We start from the raw sequence: 16,458 nt of genomic DNA on the forward strand, positions 1-16,458 counted from the left end.
ATGGGCTAACCGGCAACCTCTCCATCTTTTTCAGGACACGACATGCAGGCAGAGCGGTCAACGCAGCGTGCTATCACGCGGCTATGTATTCAGTGCGGTCTTTTTCTGCTCCAGCACGGCGCGGAAAGCGCGCTGGTTGAGGAGCTTTCCACCCGGCTGGGGCTGGCGCTAGGGATGGACAGCGTCGAAAGTGCCATCTCATCCAATGCCATCGTGCTGACCACGATCAAAGACGGTCAGTGCCTGACCTCCACGCGCAAAAACCATGACCGCGGTATAAACATGCACGTCGTGACCGAAGTGCAGCACATTGTCATCCTCGCTGAACATAAGCTTCTCGATCTCAGGGAGATTGAAAAACGGTTCAACCAGATCAAGCCATTACGTTATCCGCGCTGGCTCGTCGTGTTGATGGTAGGGCTCTCGTGCGCCTGCTTTTGTAAGCTCAACAAAGGCGGATGGGACGGAGCAATCATCACCTTTTTCGCCAGCAGTATCGCCATGTATGTTCGCCAGCTGCTGACGCATCGGCAGCTGCACCCGCAAATTAACTTCTGCATTACCGCCTTTGTCGCCACCACGGTTTCTGGCCTGCTGCTGCGTCTGCCGCAGTTTGCCAACACTCCGACCGTTGCCATGGCCGCCAGCGTGCTTCTGCTGGTTCCGGGCTTTCCGTTGATCAACGCCGTCGCCGACATGTTTAAAGGGCACATCAATACCGGTCTGGCACGCTGGGCGATCGCCAGCCTGCTGACGCTGGCGACCTGCATCGGCGTGGTCATGGCTATGACACTCTGGGGGCTACGCGGATGGGCGTGATCGATTTTCTGCTGGCACTGGCGCAGGACATGCTTCTGGCCGCGATTCCGGCCATCGGCTTCGCGATGGTATTTAACGTCCCGCAACGCGCTCTGCCGTGGTGTGCCCTGCTGGGCGCGATTGGCCATGGCTCACGCATGGTCATGATGACGGCGGGTTTTAATATCGAATGGTCGACATTTATGGCCTCGATGCTGGTCGGCAGTATCGGCATTCAGTGGTCACGCTGGTACCTGGCACATCCCAAAGTGTTCACCGTTGCCGCAGTGATCCCGATGTTCCCGGGCATATCAGCCTATACCGCAATGATTTCCGCGGTGAAAATCAGCCATTTCGGCTATACCGAGCCTCAGATGATCCTTCTTCTCAGCAATTTTCTTAAGGCGTCCTCCATCGTCGGTGCGCTCTCCATCGGGCTGTCGATCCCCGGCCTGTGGCTGTACCGTAAACGCCCACGCGTTTGATATTTGTGTTATTTCGCTGCCGTGGAGATAATCCTTCAGGTCCGTTTGGTGAAAATAAGGAAAGGATGTGGCTAACCCAGGCAGCGAACACCCCGAACACAGTGAAGAATCCAGCCTGAAAGAGAAAATCTTTCAGAGCGCCATCGCGCTTTTTGCCGAGTACGGATTGAACGGTGCACGGATGGAGCAGATCGCAGAGAAAGCGGGCACCACCAAACGCATGGTGGTTTACCATTTCAAGAATAAAGAGAACCTCTATCTCCTGGTTCTGGAACATGTTTACACCCAGATTCGCGCCAGTGAAAAAGCGCTAAGCCTGACGGGAATGCCCCCGGTCGAAGCGCTGGTCAATCTGGTTGAAGCCACCTTTGACTACCATGCCGACCACCCTGACTACATCCGGATTATCTGCATGGAAAACATGCAGCGCGGCCGCTTTATGCAGCAGTCGAGCTATCTCCGCCAGGTCAACCGAAGCGCGCTCGACCTGCTGGAGGAGATCCTGCGCCGGGGGAAAGAAAAACAGCTCTTCAGTGAGACGGTAGACGCCCGCGATCTTCATCGTCTGATAAGCAGCTTCAGCTTTCACTACGTTGCCAACAGCTACACCTTTACGCTGTTGTTTGAAGAAGGCGCAGACGAGCAGGCTCAGCGTCAGCACTACCGCAAAATGGCCGTTCAGGTGGCGCTCCGCTATACCTGCCCATAAAATTGCTTGCAATTAAATCGCACACTATCTATATTCATCTCATGAACGCGAAAACAAACGATGCAACCGCTGCGCTCAAGCTGGATAACCAGCTCTGCTTTGCCCTCTATTCGGCAAACCTGGCGCTTAACAAGCTGTACCGGCAGCTGCTGGCACCGCTGAACCTGACCTATCCACAATATCTGGTGATGCTGGTGCTGTGGGAGCAGGATGATATGACGGTGTCGGACATCGGTGAACGGCTGTTTCTTGACTCTGCGACCCTGACGCCGCTGTTGAAGCGTCTGGAAAGTGCCGGGCTCATCAACCGCCACCGTTCACGCAAAGACGAACGTCAGGTCGCCGTCACCCTGAGTGAAGCGGGACGTGAGCTCCAGCAGCAGGCACTGGGTATCCCCCATGCGGTGAGTTGCGCAGCGCAGTGTGATACCGACACCCTGCTGGCGCTCAAACAGCAGCTCGAACTTTTGCGACAACAGCTACACCGCGCGTAAGGCTATACTTTACGCGTTATTATTACCCATATATATCGCACGCTATTTAATAGCACACACTTAAGCAAGATGAGGAACCTGCCATGTCTTTAGAAAAAGTTGTTTATACCGCCAAAGCCAAAGCAACCGGTGGCCGTGACGGTCGTGCCACCTCTTCCGATGGCGTACTGGACGTAAAACTGGGCGTGCCAAAAGAGATGGGCGGCATGGGGGGAGAAGTAACGAACCCTGAGCAGTTGTTTGCTGCCGGCTACTCTGCCTGCTTCCTGGGCGCGATGAAGTTTGTAGCGGCGCGCGACAAATTCACCCTGCCAAAAGATGCCTTTATTGAAGGTGAAGTGGGTATTGGCCCGCTGCCAACCGGTTTTGGTATCGAAGCGAAACTGAACATCCACGTTGAGGGTATGGATCCCGCAGAAGCCAAAAAGCTGGTCGACGCGGCACACATTGTTTGCCCGTACTCTAACGCGACCCGCGGCAACATTGACGTGACGCTGAACATCATCGCGTAATCCCTTTGTTCCCTCTCCCTGTGGGAGAGGGTCAGGGTGAGGGCATCAGCCCGCACTTTACCCCTCCTTCCCTTTCCCCTCTCTGTGCTACCATAAGCCCATATCACGCCCGTAGTCATCAGTAGAGTAAGCGTTATGTCCTCCAGAATTCTGACCACCAGCATTGCTGGTATTGATGCCTTTATGCGCGACCCTCGCGGTGTGTTGACCCACGCCGAAGGCGGCACGGTTGCGGTTTTTGCCGACAACGCGCCGGCGTTTTACGCAATCACACCGGAACGTCTGGCACAGCTTCTGGAGATCGAAGCGCAATTGTCACGCCCGGCAAGCGATGTCACGCTGGATAACCAGTTCTTTAATGAACCGGTTAACGTTCCCGTGACCGTTCCGATGGGTAAATTTGCCCTCTATGCAGGCTGGCAACCGGATGCGGATTTTCAGCGGCAGGCCGCGCTGTGGGGCATTGCGTTAACCCAACCCGCCACCGCGGAAGAGCTTGCCGCGTTTACCGCCTGGTGGCAGGCGGAAGGGAAAGTGTTCACCCATATTCAGTGGCAGCAAAAGCTCGCGCGTCATCTCCAGATTACCCGCGCCGGCAACAACGGCCAGCCAAAACGCGATATCAACACCATTTCAGAACCAGACAATACTATCCCACCAGGCTTCAGAGGATGATATGAAAAACGTCGGCGATCTGATGAAACGACTGCAGAAAATGATGCCAGCTAATGTAAAACCCGCCTTTACGACAGGTGAAGAACTGTTAGCCTGGCAAAAAGAGCAGGGGAAAATCCGAGCTGCTGCACTCGCACGTGAAAATAGGGCCATGAAAATGCAGAGAACATTTAACCGTTCTGGCATTCGCCCGTTACACCAAAATTGTTCATTCGATAATTATATTGTCGAGAGCGATGGACAACTTAATGCACTTAACAAAGCTAGGCAGTATGTCGATAATTTTGAAGGGAATATTGCTAGTTTCATCTTTACTGGCAAACCAGGAACCGGAAAGAATCATCTTGCCGCAGCAATATGTAATGCTTTGTTAATTCAAGGAAAGTCCGTTTTAATCATTACCGTTGCAGACATCATGACTGCAATGAAAGATACCTTCACTAATAAAGAAACAAGTGAAGAGCAATTGCTTACCGATTTAAGCAATGTTGATCTCCTTGTGATTGATGAAATTGGCGTGCAAACTGAATCTAAATACGAAAAAGTAATCATAAATCAACTAGTTGATCGAAGATCCTCATCCAAACGGCCTACAGGTATGTTAACAAATTATAATATTGAAGATATGACTAAGCTTCTCGGTGAGCGCGTAATGGACAGGATGCGTTTAGGAGCAAGTTTATGGGTAAACTTCAATTGGGACAGTTACCGCAGCCGCGTCACCGGGAAAGAGTATTAAGACAGTTCCAGGAATCGCCGACAGGTCGTAGGTATATACTGGAACCCCTTCGGCCCAAAACGGACCTTTTTGAGAGAGCCATGATGAAAAAACAGATTCTAATCAGCACCTTTTTAGGCGCGCTGCTGGTAACCGGTGCAGCGCAGGCGGCGTCCTGGCAGGAGTCCCTTTCAAGCGCAGCAAACGAGCTGACCAAAGAGAGCAGCACGCAGGGCGGACTCTCCGCCTCTTCCCTCACCAGCCTGCTGGGCAACAGCGGTCAGAGCCTGAGCGCGGGCACGATGAACAACGCGGCGGGGATTCTGGAATATTGCGCGAAGCAAAAACTGGCCTCCGTGACCGACGCGCAAAACGTGAAAAACCAGGTGCTGGGTAAACTGGGTCTGGATACCCAGGAGCAAAAAGCGGATACCAATTATATGGACGGCATTCAGGGCCTGCTTAACGCGCAGAACGGTCAGCAGCTTAACCTGAGCACCCTCGGCAACTCTTCTCTGGCCAAACAGGTGAAAACCAAAGCCTGCGATCTGGTGCTGAAACAAGGCGTTAATTTCATCTCCTGATCCACCCCATTTTCTGCCACAACACGCCGCGTTTAATGCGATAGCCTTGCAGCGCGGCGCTAAATGAGCGTTTTTCCCACCTGCCACCGTCTCAGCGTCCGTTTGTCAGGATGTGCACGTCTTCATAAAAACGATTTTCTAAACCAAATCCTAACAACAGCACACTTTCGTGACACTAAAATTGCAGCTTAACGACATCGCAATTACATTGTATGACCCAAAAAATAAACAGTTAGCCAGCGAAGCATCTGGCGTCACGAGGATATGCTGTTGTCTGAATTCATGTCTCTTATCCTTTTTCTGGCTTCTGTCGGCGTTTACGCCTGGAAAGCTGGCCGTCACACCTGGTGGTTTATCGCCACGCTGGTGGTGCTCGGCATTTTTATTATTTTAAACATTACCTTATACGCCAGCGATTACTTTACCGGTGACGGCATTAACGATGCGGTGCTCTACACGCTGACAAACAGCCTGACGGGCGCGGGTGTAAGCAAGTACATTCTGCCGGGGCTCGGCCTTGTCGTCGCACTGGTCACCATTTTTGGCGCGCTGGCCTGGGTGCTGCGCCGCCGTCGCCATCTTCCGCACCATCATGGCTACAGCCTGCTGGCGTTATTCCTGGCGCTGGCCTCCGTCGACGCCAGCCCGGCGTTCCATCAGATCACCGAACTGGTGAAATCCCAGTCGCGCGATGGCGATCCGGATTTCGCGGCTTACTACAAAGAGCCGTCGAAAACGATCGCCAACCCGACGCTCAACTTGGTCTATATCTACGGTGAAAGTCTGGAGCGCACCTACTTTGATAACGATGCCTTCCCGAACCTCACGCCGGAACTGGGCGCGCTGAAAAACGAAGGCCTCGATTTCAGCCACACCATGCAGTTACCCGGCACGGATTACACTATCGCCGGGATGGTGGCCTCCCAGTGCGGTATCCCGCTGTTCGCACCTTTTGAAGGCAACGCCTCCGCCTCGATGTCGACGTTCTTTCCGCAGAATATTTGCCTGGGCGATATCCTGAAAAACTCCGGCTATGAAAACTACTTTATGCAGGGAGCAAACCTGCGCTTTGCCGGAAAAGATGTGTTCCTGAAATCCCACGGTTTTGACCACCTGTACGGCTCAGAAGAGTTAAAAACGACGGTTGCCGATCCGAGCTACCGCAACGACTGGGGCTTCTATGACGATACGGTACTCGACGAAACCTGGAAGAAATTCGAAGAGCTGTCCCGCACGGGCAAGCGTTTCTCTCTCTTTGCGCTGACGGTGGACACCCACCATCCGGACGGGTTTGTCTCGCGCACCTGCAAGCGCAAAAGCTATGACATTGATGGTAAAAACAACAAATCGTTCAGCGCCGTCACCTGCAGTCAGGAGCACATTGCCGCGCTGGTCGAGAAAATCAAAGCCTCGCCCTGGTTTAAAAACACCGTCATCGTCGTCTCGTCCGATCACCTGGCGATGAAAAACAGCGCGTGGGACCAGCTCAACAAGCAGGATCGCAGCAATCTGTTCTTCGTCCTGCGCGGCGACCAGCCGCAGCAGGAGGAGATCGCCACCAAACGCAACTCCATGGATAACGGCGCCACCGTGCTGGACATCCTGGGCGGCGACAACTTTATTGGCCTGGGCCGCAGCACGCTGTCGGGGCAATCCCTGTCGGAAGTGTTCCTCAACATGAAGGAAAAAATCCTCGCCTGGAAGCCCGACATCATCCGCCTGTGGAACTTCCCGAAGGAGATGAAGGACTTCACCGTCGATCGGGATAAAAACACCATTGCCTTCTCAGGCAGTAACTTCCGCCTGCCGCTGCTGGTACGCGTGTCTGAGGGTCGCGTTGAGCCGCTGCCAGAAAGCGAGTATTCCGCGCCGCTGCGCTATCAGCTGGCCGATTTTGCGCCACGCGATAACTTCGTCTGGGTCGACAGGTGCTACAAAATGGGCCAGCTCTGGTCGCAGCCGCTGGCGCTCTCTACCGACTGGTGCGTTTCTCAGGGCCAGCTCGGCGGCGAGCAAACCGTGCAGCACGTGGATAAGGCGCAGTGGAAGGGCAAAACCGCGTTCAACGATACGGTGATTGATACCGCGCGCTATCAGCGTAACGTCGACATGCTGAAAATCAGCGACAACGATATTCGCTACAAAGCGGACAGCTTTATCTTTAACGTGGCCGGCGCGCCGGAAGAAGTGAAGCAGTTTAGCGGCATCTCGCGGCCGGAGTCCTGGGGACGCTGGTCTAACGCGCAGCTGGGCAATGAGGTGAAAATTGAGTACACCCATCCGCTGCCGGAGCAATTTGATCTGGTGATCACGGCCAGGGCGTACGGGCCTAACGCGAATAAACCCGTACCGGTGCGTGTGGGCGATCAAGAGCAGACGCTGACGCTTGGAAATGACGTAAGCACTCACACCCTGCATTTCGAGAATCCATCGCGCAGCAGTACCCTGGTGATTGTGCCGCCAGACCCGCAGTCCACCAATGAGGGAAATATTCTCGGCCATTCACCGCGCCAGCTCGGGATCGGCATGGTTGAAATTAAAATCGTGAGTCGCGCAGGCTAATGGTCACCCTTAACCTCACCGTTCGGCCCACACATTCCGACGACGTTGCCGCCCTGCCCGCCATTGAGCGCGCGGCGGCCGGGCGCTTCCGTGACTTCCCGGCACTCGCCTGGCTTGCCGATGGCGAGGTCATTTCCGCAGAGCAACACCTCGGCTATGTCGAACGCGGGCTAAGCTGGCTGGCGCTGGCAAACGACCACCCCGTCGGGTTTATCCTTGCCGAAGCCCATACTTCATCACTTTTTATTGTCGAACTCTCGGTTGATCTGGACTGGCAGGGAAAAGGGATCGGCAGGCAGCTCATCGCCTGCGTGGCAGACCATGCCCGTAACAGGGGGCTGACAGCGCTGACGCTGACGACGTTCAGGAACGTCCCGTGGAATGCGCCGTTCTATGCCCGGCTGGGGTTTGAAAAAATGACGACCCTGACGCCTGAACTGCGTCAGAAAAGGGAAGAAGAGACAGCGCACGGTTTCGCGTATGAAACGCGCTGCGCCATGCGCCTGCCTCTGTAATATCGCCCGGTGGCGCTGCGCTTACCGGGCCTACAAAACCACAAACCGTAGGCCGGGTAAAGCGTAGCCGCCACCCGGCAAAAACCACGATCCGTAGGCCGGGTAAGGCGCAGCCGCCACCCGGCAAAAACCACGATCCGTAGGCCGGGTAAGGCACAGCCGCCACCCGGCAAAAACCACGATCCGTAGGCCGGGTAAGGCGCAGCCGCCACCCGGCACAACACACGGCGTTAGAAGGTTTCCCAGTTATCGCCTGAATCGACCGTCGCGGTTTTACGCGCCATCACCGGCGTGGAAACCGCTTTAGCCGCAGCGAATTCACGCGCCTTCATCTGCTCCTGCTGAATGCGGAACACCGCCACGGCCTGGGTCAGACGGCTTGCCTGCTCTTCCAGTGCGGCTGCCGCTGCGGCAGACTCTTCCACCAGCGAGGCGTTCTGCTGGGTCACGCGATCCATCTCCGCCACCGCCAGACCGACCTGGTCGATACCGCGGCTCTGCTCGTCAGACGCAGAGGCGATTTCACCCATGATGTCCGTGACGCGGGTGACCGCATTCACGATCTCACCCATGGTTTCACCGGCACTTTCTACCAGCGTTGAACCCACTTCCACGCGGCCCACGGAGTCTTCAATCAGGCTCTTGATCTCGCGTGCCGCCTGGGCGCTGCGCTGGGCCAGGTTACGTACTTCACCCGCCACCACCGCAAAACCACGGCCCTGCTCGCCCGCACGCGCCGCTTCAACCGCCGCGTTCAGTGCCAGGATGTTGGTCTGGAATGCAATGCCGTCGATCACGCTGATGATATCGGCGATTTTCTGCGAACTTCCGGCGATATCACGCATGGTCTGCACCACGTTATCCACCACTTTGCCGCCTTTCTGCGCGGTTTCAGAGGCGCTCAGCGCAAGATGGCTCGCCTGACGGGCATTCTCGGCGTTCTGCTTAACGGTCGCCGTCAGCTGCTCCATGCTGGCAGCGGTCTCTTCCAGGGAAGCGGCCTGCTGTTCAGTACGGGAGGAAAGGTCATTGTTGCCCATCGCGATTTCACTCGCGCCGCTGTAGATCGCATTCGCGCCGTTACGCACGTCGCCCACGGTACGCACCAGCTCGCCCTGCATATGGCGCAGCGAGTCGGCCAGTTCACCCATCTCGTTGGTGCCCTGAACTTCAATACGCTTCACCAGGTCACCGCTGGCGATATGGCGAATGTTGTCGATCAGACGATTCAGCGGGGAGATCAGCGCCTGCTTGATACCCAGCCAAACGGCCACAATCACCACCAGCACGGCAACCAGCACGCTGATCAGCACCCAGATAGCCTGAGTGTAAGAGCTGTTGCTGTCTTCAACCGCCATCTGGTACAGCTTGTCGTTCTGCTGCAGGTAGCTCACGTACTGCTTCTCGAATCCATCCTGGTAGCTCTGGGTCGGCTGGTCGAAGAAGGCGTTGATTTTACCCGCCCCCAGCAGTTGAATCAGCTCAGCCAGCGCACCGTGGTAGATATCGTAGTTACGTTTAATTTCCAGCGCAGCGGCGTCGCTCTGACGCGGGTCGCGCGGCAGGGCTTCATAGTCAGCCCAGTTTTTTTCCGCCTGTTTCAGCGAGGCAGACGCAATCTGCATCAGATCGTTAACGGTCGCGCCGCTGCCGATATTGCTCTGATCCATCATGTAGCGGATACCCGCACGGTTCAGGGTATTACGGGTTTGCAGCAGCGCAACCCAGCTCCCGTTAAGCGTGGACTGTTGCTGGCGAATGGTTTGCAGGACGGTGAAATTCTCTTTGTCATTCTTCAGAGCATTAAAGAAAAGACCACCGGATGTGAGTTGTAAAAGGCCAAATATCGCTAAAACCAGCATTAAGCTGGTGACAATCTTGATACGGTTTAACATGTTTTCTCTTTCCTCAGACAGATACAGAATTTTCGGCCTGGAAAGGGAAAACTTTACGAAATTCATCCTGGAATTTGTGGTTTTTACTCTTCATCCCGCGCTGCGTTATGACGGTTTCCGAGTTCAATAAACTCTTCCAGCAGCGCCGTCAGCTGTTTCATCTTCTCCGGCGTATATTCCGCCTCAATCTGCTGATACGCCTCCTCCACCTGCGCCTGGGCGTGTTCATACAACGCATTGCCCTCTTTGGTCAGCGAGACGTACAGCTTGCGCTGGTCGTTCAGCGGCTTTAAGCGCAGCACCAGACCGTCGCGCTCCATGCGCGTCAGAATGCCGGTCAGGCTCGGGCGCAAAATGCAGGTGCGAAACGCCAGATCGTGAAAATCCATCGACGGATGTTCAGCCAGCACGCGCACAATGCGCCACTGCTGCTCGGTCAGATTATGGCGCTTCACAATCGGGCGGAAGTAGGACATCGCCGCTTCCCGCGCCTGCAGCAGCGCGATGGTTAATGAATCATGCATAGCCTGTTCCCTTCACATCATTAACAAGTAAACAAACACGAAAAGATGTTTTTATAAACAACACGTTTTCTGCCAAAAAGTCTAACAGAAACCCATTAATTTTATTAACAAACTGATTTTACTATGCATAAAAAAGAATATGTAAATTTATTGTTATTCATATCACAAATTTTTCACTTCTGATTGCGAAATAAACAGCAAAAGCATAAAACCAGATCATTAACATATTAATGAAATCCAAACCGGACATCCGGCCTGAGGAGTATGTGAATGAAAGGTACCGTCTTTGCCGTCGCCCTCAACCATCAGAGCCAGCGCGAAGCCTGGCGTGAGGCATTTGAAAAAGCCCCCTACAACACGCCGCCGAAAACAGCCGTGTGGTTTATCAAACCCCATAACACCGTGATTCGTGCGGGCGAACCCATTCCGTTCCCGCAGGGGGAAACGGTGCTGAGCGGCGCGACGGTGGCGCTGGTGATCGGTAAAACCGCCAGCAAGGTACGCGTGGAGGACGCTGCGGAGCACATCGCGGGGTATGCGCTGGCCAACGAGGTGAGCCTGCCGGAAGAGAGCTTCTATCGCCCGGCCATCAAGGCCAAATGTCGTGACGGATTCTGCCCGCTCGGCGAACCGGTCGCCGTTGATAACGTGGATAACCTGACCATCATCACCGAGATCAACGGCCGCGAAGCGGACCACTGGAACACCGCCGATCTGCAGCGTAACGCTGCCGAACTGCTGAGCGCCCTGAGCGAGTTCGCCACCCTTAATCCCGGCGATGCGATCCTGCTCGGTACCCCGCACAGCCGCGTTGAGATCCGCCCGGGCGACCGCGTGCGTATTCTGGCGGAGGGGTTTCCGCCGCTGGAAAACCCGGTGGTGGATGAGCGCGACGTCGCTAACACACACCGCACGCCGCCGCACGCCACGCTGTTTGCCCTCGGTCTGAATTATGCCGATCACGCCAGCGAGCTGGACTTCAAGCCGCCCACCGAGCCGCTGGTGTTTATCAAAGCGCCGAACACCTTCAACGGTGACAACCAGACCTCGGTGCGCCCGAACAACGTCGAGTACATGCACTATGAAGCGGAGCTGGTGGTGGTCATCGGCAAAACGGCCCGCAAGGTGAGCGAAGCCGAGGCGATGGACTATGTTGCGGGCTATACGGTCTGCAACGACTACGCCATCCGCGACTATCTCGAAAACTACTACCGCCCGAACCTGCGGGTGAAAAGCCGCGACGGGCTGACCCCCATTTCCCCCAACATCGTGCCAAAAGCGGCCATTCCCGACCCGCACAACCTCGCCCTGCGCACCTTCGTCAACGGCGAGCTGCGTCAGGAAGGCACCACGGCGGATCTGATCTTCAGCATCCCGTACCTGATCGCCTACCTGAGCGATTTTATGACCCTGCAGCCGGGCGACATGATTGCCACCGGCACGCCGAAGGGGCTCTCCGACGTGGTGCCGGGCGATGAGGTGGTGGTGGAAGTGGAAGGCGTGGGACGCCTGGTGAACCGAATTGTGAGTGAGGAGACGGCAAAATGAAAAAGATTAACCACTGGATCAACGGTAAAAACGTCGCGGGCAGCGACTACTTCCACACCACTAACCCGGCCTCCGGCGAGGTCCTGGCTGAAGTGGCCGCCGGCGGCGAAGCCGAAATCCATCAGGCCGTTGCCGCCGCCAAAGAGGCGTTTCCGAAGTGGGCCAACCTGCCGATGAAGGAGCGCGCGCGCCTGATGCGTCGTCTGGGCGATCTGATCGACCAGAACGTGCCGGAGATCGCCGCCATGGAAACCGCCGATACCGGGCTGCCGATCCACCAGACCAAAAACGTGCTGATCCCGCGCGCCTCGCACAACTTCGAATTTTTCGCCGAGGTGTGCCAGCAAATGAACGGCAAGACCTACCCGGTTGACGACAAGATGCTCAACTACACCCTGGTGCAGCCGGTGGGCGTCTGCGCGCTGGTGTCGCCGTGGAACGTGCCGTTTATGACCGCCACCTGGAAGGTCGCGCCCTGTCTGGCCTTAGGTAATACCGCGGTGCTGAAGATGTCCGAGCTCTCCCCGCTAACCGCCGACCGTCTGGGCGAACTGGCCCTCGAAGCGGGTATTCCGGCGGGCGTGCTGAACGTGGTGCAGGGCTACGGCGCCACGGCAGGCGACGCGCTGGTGCGTCATCACGACGTGCGCGCCGTCTCTTTCACCGGCGGCACCGCTACCGGCCGCAACATCATGAAAAACGCCGGGCTGAAGAAGTATTCCATGGAGCTGGGCGGCAAATCCCCGGTGCTGATTTTTGAAGATGCCGACATCGATCGCGCGCTGGACGCCGCCCTGTTCACCATCTTCTCCATCAACGGCGAGCGCTGCACCGCGGGCTCGCGCATCTTCATCCAGCAGAGCATCTACCCGGAATTCGTCAAGCGCTTTGCCGAGCGCGCCAACCGCCTGCGCGTGGGTGACCCGACCGATCCGAACACCCAGATTGGCGCGCTCATCAGCCAACAGCACTGGGAGAAAGTCTCCGGCTATATCCGCCTCGGCATCGAGGAAGGCGCCACCCTGCTGGCGGGCAGCCCGGACAAGCCAGGCGATCTGCCTGCGCACCTGAAGGGCGGCAACTTCCTGCGCCCGACCGTGCTGGCGGATGTTGATAACCGCATGCGCGTGGCGCAGGAGGAGATCTTCGGGCCGGTGGCCTGTCTTCTGCCGTTCAAGGACGAAGCGGAAGGGCTGCGCCTGGCCAACGACGTGGAGTACGGCCTGGCGTCATACATCTGGACCCAGGATGTCAGCAAGGTGCTGCGCCTGGCGCGCAATATCGAAGCGGGCATGGTGTTCGTCAACACCCAGAACGTGCGCGACCTGCGCCAGCCGTTTGGCGGCGTGAAGGCCTCCGGCACCGGCCGCGAGGGGGGCGAGTACAGCTTCGAGGTGTTCGCGGAGATGAAGAACGTCTGCATCTCCATGGGCGACCATCCGATTCCAAAGTGGGGGATCTGACCATGGGTAAATTAGCGTTAGCGGCAAAAATCACCCACGTGCCGTCGATGTATCTCTCCGAGCTGCCGGGTAAAAATCACGGCTGCCGCCAGGGCGCTATCGACGGACACAAAGAGATCAGCAAGCGCTGCCGGGAGCTGGGCGTCGATACCATTATCGTCTTCGACACCCACTGGCTGGTGAACAGCGCCTACCACATCAACTGTGCGGACCATTTTTCGGGCGTCTACACCAGCAACGAGCTGCCGCACTTTATTCGCGACATGACTTACGACTACGACGGCAACCCGGAACTCGGCCAGCTGATTGCCGACGAGGCGGTGAAGCTTGGCGTGCGCGCCAAAGCGCACAACATTCCGAGCCTGAAGCTCGAGTACGGCACGCTGGTGCCGATGCGCTACATGAACGCGGATAAGCACTTCAAAGTGGTCTCCATCTCGGCGTTCTGCACGGTTCACGACTTCGCCGACAGCCGCAGGCTGGGCGAGGCCATCGTCAGCGCCATTGAAAAATACGACGGCACCGTGGCGGTGCTCGCCAGCGGCTCGCTGTCGCACCGCTTTATCGACGACCAGCGCGCCGAGGAAGGGATGAACAGCTACACCCGCGAGTTCGACCACCAGATGGACGAGCGCGTGGTGAAGCTGTGGCGAGAGGGTCAGTTCAAAGAATTCTGCAGCATGCTGCCGGAGTACGCCGACTACTGCTACGGCGAAGGCAATATGCACGACACGGTGATGCTGCTGGGCATGCTCGGCTGGGACCAGTACGACGGCAAGGTGGAGTTTCTCACCGAGCTGTTCGCCAGCTCCGGCACCGGCCAGGTCAACGCCGTTTTCCCGCTGCCCGCCTAAGGAGCCACCATGCCGCACTTTATTGCTGAATGTACCGACAACATCCGCGAGCAGGCCGACCTGCCGGCGCTGTTCGCCAAAGTGAACGAGGCGCTCGCCGCCACGGACATCTTCCCTATCGGCGGTATCCGCAGCCGCGCCCACTGGCTGGACACCTGGCAGATGGCCGACGGCAGGCACGATTACGCCTTTGTCCATATGACGCTGAAGATTGGCGCGGGGCGCAGTCTGGAGAGCCGGGAAGAGGTCGGTGAAATGCTGTTTGCGTTGATCAAAACGCACTTCGCGGCGCTGATGGCGGAGCGCTATCTGGCGCTGTCGTTCGCCATGGAAGAACTCGATGCGACGCTCAATTACAAACAAAACAACGTGCACGCGTTGTTTAAGTAGACCTCTTTTCCGCCCGGTGGCGCTTCGCTTACCGGGCCTACAACGGCTCGAACGTAGGCCGGGTAAGCGCAGCGCCACCCGGCAAAAACAGGATATCGCCATGCTCGACAAACATACCCATACCCTGATCGCCCATCGTCTGCATCAGGCGGAGCAGTCCCGGGAGCAGATCCGCGCGATCTCGCTGGACTATCCGGAGATTACGATTGAAGACGCCTACGCCGTTCAGCGCGAATGGGTGAGCCTGAAGATCGCCGAAGGCCGCGTGCTGAAGGGCCACAAGATCGGCCTCACCTCTAAAGCGATGCAGGCCAGCTCGCAGATCAGCGAGCCGGACTACGGCGCGCTGCTGGACGACATGTTCTTCCATGACGGCAGCGACATTCCCGTCGATCGCTTTATCGTCCCGCGCATCGAAGTGGAGCTGGCGTTCGTGCTGGCAAAACCGCTGCGCGGCCCGAACTGCACGATCTTCGACGTCTATAACGCCACGGATTACGTCATCCCCGCCCTGGAGCTGATCGACGCCCGCTGCCACAACGTCGACCCGGAGACCCAGCGCCCGCGCAAGGTGTTCGACACCATCTCTGATAACGCCGCCAACGCGGGCGTGATCCTCGGCGGTCGTCCGATTAAGCCCGACGCGCTGGACCTGCGCTGGATCTCCGCCCTGCTCTACCGCAACGGCGTGATCGAAGAGACCGGCGTGGCCGCAGGCGTCCTTAACCACCCGGCCAACGGCGTGGCGTGGCTGGCCAACAAGCTTGCGCCGTACGACGTGCAGCTTGAGCCTGGCCAGATCATCCTCGGCGGCTCGTTTACCCGCCCGGTGCCCGCCAGCAGAGGCGACACCTTCCACGTCGACTACGGCAACATGGGCTCCATCAGCTGCCGCTTTGTCTAGGAGAAAACGATGCAAAACGCATTTAAAGCGGCGCTGCAAGCAGGCCGTCCGCAAATTGGGTTATGGCTGGGGCTGACCAGCAGCTACAGCGCCGAACTGCTGGCCGGAGCAGGCTTCGACTGGCTGCTGATCGACGGCGAGCACGCGCCGAACAGCGTCCAGACCGTTTTAACCCAGCTGCAGACTATCGCCTCTTATCCCAGCCAGCCGGTGGTCCGCCCGTCGTGGAACGACCCGGTGCAGATCAAACAGCTGCTGGACGTGGGCGCACAAACTCTGCTGGTGCCGATGGTACAAAACGCCGACGAAGCGCGGCAGGCGGTACGTGCCACCCGCTACCCGCCTGCGGGCATTCGCGGCGTCGGCAGCGCCCTGGCGCGCGCCTCGCGCTGGAACCGCATTCCGGACTACCTGCAGCAGGCTAACGACGCCATGTGCGTGCTGGTGCAGATCGAAACCCGCGAGGCGCTGAAAAACCTGCCACAGATCCTGGACGTAGAAGGCGTCGACGGCGTGTTTATCGGCCCGGCGGATCTGAGCGCCGACATGGGCTTTGCCGGCAATCCGCAGCACCCGGAGGTGCAGGCCGCCATTGAGCAGGCGATCGCGCAGATACGCGCTGCCGGTAAAGCCCCCGGCATCCTGATGGCGAATGAACAGCTGGCAAAACGCTATCTTGAGCTCGGCGCACTGTTTGTTGCCGTCGGGGTCGACACTACCCTGCTCGCCCGCAGCGCGGAAGCGCTGGCGGCACGTTTTATCGAACAACCGGTTACGTCAGTTCATAACAATAAATCCGTCTACTAAACGTAAGATCTGGAGCGCACC

General features: G+C 57.3%; 18 protein-coding genes. 16 read left to right on the top strand and 2 right to left on the bottom strand.

The annotated features are described in order from the left end of the window. Positions 1 to 42 precede the first annotated feature (42 nt). From CWR52_RS09085 to CWR52_RS09130, 10 genes are all read left to right on the top strand, one after another. Positions 43 to 819 (top strand): threonine/serine ThrE exporter family protein, encoded by a 777-nt coding sequence (locus CWR52_RS09085; RefSeq protein WP_048028601.1) that lies wholly within the window; start codon positions 43 to 45, stop codon positions 817 to 819. After that, complete coding sequence (locus CWR52_RS09090; RefSeq protein WP_045907727.1) at positions 810 to 1,283, top strand: threonine/serine exporter; 474 nt, start codon at positions 810 to 812, stop codon at positions 1,281 to 1,283. The genes CWR52_RS09085 and CWR52_RS09090 overlap by 10 nt, the downstream gene beginning before the upstream one ends. 67 nt (positions 1,284 to 1,350) lie before the next feature. Beyond that, the gene (locus CWR52_RS09095; RefSeq protein ID WP_008502090.1) at positions 1,351 to 1,992 is read left to right on the top strand and encodes a TetR family transcriptional regulator; all 642 of its coding nucleotides are present in this window, start codon (positions 1,351 to 1,353) and stop codon (positions 1,990 to 1,992) included. A 41-nt stretch (positions 1,993 to 2,033) separates the two neighbouring features. Next, complete coding sequence (locus CWR52_RS09100; protein ID WP_104950904.1) at positions 2,034 to 2,486, top strand: MarR family winged helix-turn-helix transcriptional regulator; 453 nt, start codon at positions 2,034 to 2,036, stop codon at positions 2,484 to 2,486. Positions 2,487 to 2,569: 83 nt separating this feature from the next. Next, positions 2,570 to 2,998, top strand: coding sequence for an organic hydroperoxide resistance protein (locus CWR52_RS09105; protein WP_023310299.1), 429 nt, complete (start codon positions 2,570 to 2,572; stop codon positions 2,996 to 2,998). 135 nt (positions 2,999 to 3,133) lie between these two features. Further along, on the top strand, positions 3,134 to 3,673 hold the full coding sequence (dnaT, locus tag CWR52_RS09110) for a primosomal protein DnaT (RefSeq protein WP_104949447.1): 540 nt from the start codon (positions 3,134 to 3,136) through the stop codon (positions 3,671 to 3,673). 1 nt (position 3,674) lies between these two features. Next, on the top strand, positions 3,675 to 4,412 hold the full coding sequence (dnaC, locus tag CWR52_RS09115) for a DNA replication protein DnaC (RefSeq protein WP_104949448.1): 738 nt from the start codon (positions 3,675 to 3,677) through the stop codon (positions 4,410 to 4,412). 83 nt (positions 4,413 to 4,495) lie between these two features. Then, positions 4,496 to 4,975 (top strand): DUF2501 domain-containing protein, encoded by a 480-nt coding sequence (locus CWR52_RS09120; RefSeq protein WP_104949449.1) that lies wholly within the window; start codon positions 4,496 to 4,498, stop codon positions 4,973 to 4,975. A gap of 270 nt (positions 4,976 to 5,245) precedes the next feature. Next, positions 5,246 to 7,537 carry a phosphatidylglycerol--membrane-oligosaccharide glycerophosphotransferase gene (opgB, locus tag CWR52_RS09125; RefSeq protein WP_114149328.1) on the top strand — a complete coding sequence of 764 codons (2,292 nt, stop codon included), beginning with the start codon at positions 5,246 to 5,248 and terminating at the stop codon, positions 7,535 to 7,537. Next, entirely contained in the window at positions 7,537 to 8,052 is a 516-nt protein-coding gene (locus CWR52_RS09130) for a GNAT family N-acetyltransferase (RefSeq protein ID WP_104949451.1), read from the top strand. Before opgB ends, CWR52_RS09130 begins: the two co-directional genes overlap by 1 nt. Positions 8,053 to 8,282: 230 nt before the next feature. Here CWR52_RS09130 and tsr read toward each other — a convergent pair whose 3' ends face one another. Both tsr and hpaR read right to left on the bottom strand, forming a co-directional pair. Continuing rightward, the gene (gene tsr, locus CWR52_RS09135; protein ID WP_104949452.1) at positions 8,283 to 9,947 is read right to left on the bottom strand and encodes a methyl-accepting chemotaxis protein; all 1,665 of its coding nucleotides are present in this window, start codon (positions 9,945 to 9,947) and stop codon (positions 8,283 to 8,285) included. Positions 9,948 to 10,030: 83 nt separating this feature from the next. Continuing rightward, positions 10,031 to 10,471 (bottom strand): homoprotocatechuate degradation operon regulator HpaR, encoded by a 441-nt coding sequence (gene hpaR / locus CWR52_RS09140; protein WP_104949453.1) that lies wholly within the window; start codon positions 10,469 to 10,471, stop codon positions 10,031 to 10,033. 270 nt (positions 10,472 to 10,741) lie between these two features. Here hpaR and hpaG point away from each other — a divergent pair, with 270 nt between their 5' ends. The 6 genes from hpaG (at position 10,742) to hpaI (ending at position 16,437) form a co-directional block, all read left to right on the top strand. Beyond that, positions 10,742 to 12,019 (top strand): 4-hydroxyphenylacetate degradation bifunctional isomerase/decarboxylase, encoded by a 1,278-nt coding sequence (hpaG, locus tag CWR52_RS09145; RefSeq protein WP_104949454.1) that lies wholly within the window; start codon positions 10,742 to 10,744, stop codon positions 12,017 to 12,019. Beyond that, positions 12,016 to 13,482, top strand: a complete 1,467-nt coding sequence (gene hpaE, locus CWR52_RS09150) for a 5-carboxymethyl-2-hydroxymuconate semialdehyde dehydrogenase (protein WP_104949455.1) — start codon at positions 12,016 to 12,018, stop codon at positions 13,480 to 13,482. Before hpaG ends, hpaE begins: the two co-directional genes overlap by 4 nt. A 2-nt stretch (positions 13,483 to 13,484) precedes the next feature. Continuing rightward, a complete protein-coding gene (hpaD, locus tag CWR52_RS09155) occupies positions 13,485 to 14,336 on the top strand; it encodes a 3,4-dihydroxyphenylacetate 2,3-dioxygenase (RefSeq protein WP_104949456.1) in 852 nt (283 codons plus the stop codon). Positions 14,337 to 14,345: 9 nt separating this feature from the next. After that, complete coding sequence (locus CWR52_RS09160) at positions 14,346 to 14,726, top strand: 5-carboxymethyl-2-hydroxymuconate Delta-isomerase (RefSeq protein ID WP_104949457.1); 381 nt, start codon at positions 14,346 to 14,348, stop codon at positions 14,724 to 14,726. A 100-nt stretch (positions 14,727 to 14,826) separates the two neighbouring features. Beyond that, positions 14,827 to 15,630, top strand: a complete 804-nt coding sequence (gene hpaH / locus CWR52_RS09165; protein WP_104949458.1) for a 2-oxo-hept-4-ene-1,7-dioate hydratase — start codon at positions 14,827 to 14,829, stop codon at positions 15,628 to 15,630. A gap of 9 nt (positions 15,631 to 15,639) precedes the next feature. Further along, positions 15,640 to 16,437: a 4-hydroxy-2-oxoheptanedioate aldolase gene (hpaI, locus tag CWR52_RS09170; RefSeq protein ID WP_104949459.1), complete on the top strand. Its 798-nt coding sequence runs from the start codon at positions 15,640 to 15,642 to the stop codon at positions 16,435 to 16,437. The last annotated feature ends 21 nt before the right edge of the window (positions 16,438 to 16,458 follow it).

It is taken from the genome of Enterobacter sp. SGAir0187 (assembly GCF_002952735.2).
Lineage (GTDB): Bacteria > Pseudomonadota > Gammaproteobacteria > Enterobacterales > Enterobacteriaceae > Enterobacter > Enterobacter quasiroggenkampii.

What these genes read in the sequence shown, in the direction of transcription:
- CWR52_RS09085 (WP_048028601.1), top strand. Translation starts at nt 43, where the DNA reads ATGCAGGCAGAGCGGTCAACGCAGCGTGCTATCACGCGGCTATGTATT.
- CWR52_RS09090 (WP_045907727.1), top strand. Translation starts at nt 810, where the DNA reads ATGGGCGTGATCGATTTTCTGCTGGCACTGGCGCAGGACATGCTTCTG.
- CWR52_RS09100 (WP_104950904.1), top strand. Translation starts at nt 2,034, where the DNA reads ATGAACGCGAAAACAAACGATGCAACCGCTGCGCTCAAGCTGGATAAC.
- CWR52_RS09105 (WP_023310299.1), top strand. Translation starts at nt 2,570, where the DNA reads ATGTCTTTAGAAAAAGTTGTTTATACCGCCAAAGCCAAAGCAACCGGT.
- dnaT (WP_104949447.1), top strand. Translation starts at nt 3,134, where the DNA reads ATGTCCTCCAGAATTCTGACCACCAGCATTGCTGGTATTGATGCCTTT.
- dnaC (WP_104949448.1), top strand. Translation starts at nt 3,675, where the DNA reads ATGAAAAACGTCGGCGATCTGATGAAACGACTGCAGAAAATGATGCCA.
- CWR52_RS09120 (WP_104949449.1), top strand. Translation starts at nt 4,496, where the DNA reads ATGAAAAAACAGATTCTAATCAGCACCTTTTTAGGCGCGCTGCTGGTA.
- CWR52_RS09130 (WP_104949451.1), top strand. Translation starts at nt 7,537, where the DNA reads ATGGTCACCCTTAACCTCACCGTTCGGCCCACACATTCCGACGACGTT.
- tsr (WP_104949452.1), bottom strand. Translation starts at nt 9,947, where the DNA reads ATGTTAAACCGTATCAAGATTGTCACCAGCTTAATGCTGGTTTTAGCG.
- hpaR (WP_104949453.1), bottom strand. Translation starts at nt 10,471, where the DNA reads ATGCATGATTCATTAACCATCGCGCTGCTGCAGGCGCGGGAAGCGGCG.
- hpaG (WP_104949454.1), top strand. Translation starts at nt 10,742, where the DNA reads ATGAAAGGTACCGTCTTTGCCGTCGCCCTCAACCATCAGAGCCAGCGC.
- hpaE (WP_104949455.1), top strand. Translation starts at nt 12,016, where the DNA reads ATGAAAAAGATTAACCACTGGATCAACGGTAAAAACGTCGCGGGCAGC.
- hpaD (WP_104949456.1), top strand. Translation starts at nt 13,485, where the DNA reads ATGGGTAAATTAGCGTTAGCGGCAAAAATCACCCACGTGCCGTCGATG.
- CWR52_RS09160 (WP_104949457.1), top strand. Translation starts at nt 14,346, where the DNA reads ATGCCGCACTTTATTGCTGAATGTACCGACAACATCCGCGAGCAGGCC.
- hpaH (WP_104949458.1), top strand. Translation starts at nt 14,827, where the DNA reads ATGCTCGACAAACATACCCATACCCTGATCGCCCATCGTCTGCATCAG.
- hpaI (WP_104949459.1), top strand. Translation starts at nt 15,640, where the DNA reads ATGCAAAACGCATTTAAAGCGGCGCTGCAAGCAGGCCGTCCGCAAATT.